Source organism: Planktosalinus sp. (assembly GCF_059864935.1).
Genome location: NZ_JCBCCK010000364.1, coordinates 1 through 1832, shown reverse-complemented (window position 1 = coordinate 1832; position 1832 = coordinate 1). Strand labels below are relative to the sequence as shown.

1 protein-coding gene is annotated in these 1832 nt (G+C 45.6%); it reads left to right on the top strand.

Annotated features, from left to right (window positions below):
- A partial coding sequence (locus AC6F75_RS11450; protein ID WP_500715150.1) for an Ig-like domain-containing protein occupies positions 1–1832 on the top strand: 1832 nt, incomplete at both ends.

The following is a 1832-nucleotide window of genomic DNA, read 5'->3' as shown; positions in this document are numbered from 1 at the left end:
GATGTGCAGGAGTAAGCGGTGATTTCCTGAATGGCAATGATGTGGTCTACCAGTACAGCCCTTCTGTCGATGATATCATCACGATTGAGTTGACCGGGGTAAGCAGCAATGCAGGTGTATTTGTCTATGAAAGTTGTGGTGATGTGGGTGGCGACTGTTTGGCCGGTAGAGTGGGCATTGGAAAAATAGAAGATTTCTATGTGACCGGTGGTCAGGATTATTTTATTGTCATTGGCTCGCAATCCGGCAGCACGGCCTATACATTGGATATTTACGGATTTGAATGTACAAACCTGGCAGCCCCCACAGGTGATTCACCCCAGATATATGTGGCAGGGGCCACCCTGGGTGATTTGGAAGTAGATTCCTATGTTCACAGTACCGGTCTTACCTGGTATTCAAATAGCTCAGGTACACCTCCGGCACTAAATCCAACAACCCCGTTGGTAGATGGTGCAACTTATTGGGTGAGCCAAACCGTACTGGGATGTGAGAGTCCACTGCTGGAAATTACCGTCAACGAACTTGATTGTACAGTATTGGACGTAATTAGCACTACTGGTGGAGTTGTATGTCAGCAAGGTCAGGTGACCTTAACGGCAACACCCACTGGAACCGGTAGTGAAGTTTACTGGTTTTCGTCACAAACCTCATCCATTCCAATAGCAATTGGAAACCAGTTTGTTACACCAACAATAAATACAACCACATCCTACTGGGCTGCAGAAGTCTATCTTGAGCAAAGCACCGGGGGCGGAGGCCCGCTGCCAACTTACTGTACTTCTTTTGGATTTGGTTCAGGATGTACGGCAAGTGACGATATAGATGATTTTATTATTGTGGATTCTTCCGGTATGACGATTTTGTCTCATTTAAATTCCGGATGTTCTCCCAATGCTTATGGTGACTTTACAAACGACGCCAACCTGATGTTTACTTTGGTTGCGGGACAAACTTACAACTTTACAGTTACTCATAATTTCCCCAGTCAGTTTATTAAGATTTGGGTTGATTTTGATAAAGATGGTGTTTTTAACAACACCAATGAGTTGTTGTTTCAGTCGCCGGCAGGAGCTAACCCAACTCTAGGTTCGTTTACTGTTCCAAATGACGCCATTGGCAACACTACAGTAATGCGTGTTTTTGACCGCTATGCTGCTTTGCCAACAGATGCCTGTACATCAGGTGGAACTTTTGGAGAAGTACACGATTACAGGGTGACTGTTGTTGGCGCTTCCATTTTGTGTGAGTCACCCCGTGTTGAAGCTGTAGCAGAGGTAAACAATACCTTACCGGCGGCACCCATCGGAGCCATTACACAAGATTTTTGTGGCCTCGACAATACAGTTGGGGATATAGTAGTAACAGGAACCAATATCCAATGGTATGATGCTTCAGGCAACCCTTTGGCAAATTCTACGGTTTTGGTGGATGGTGCAACTTATTATGCCACGCAAACAGTGAATGCTTGTGAAGGGGGTACTCTTGGGGTTTTTGTAACTATTTTGGATAAATCCGATAAGCCTGTTGGCGACAGGAACCAACCTTTTGTGCAAGGGGAAACCTTGGCAGATTTGGATGTGACCGGGGATAATTTACAGTGGTATTCAGACCCCTTGGCCACCAATCCGTTGTCCGAAAACACTTTGCTGGTGGATCAAACGACTTATTTTGTGACCCAGACCGCTGTTGACTTGTGTGAAAGTGAAACCCTGGACATTAAAGTACACAGGGTGCTGGCTATAGATGACATTGCATTTGCCGACTTGGTGTTCTATCCCAACCCGGCACAGGATTATGTGACCATCACCAATACTGGCGTGATAGAATCA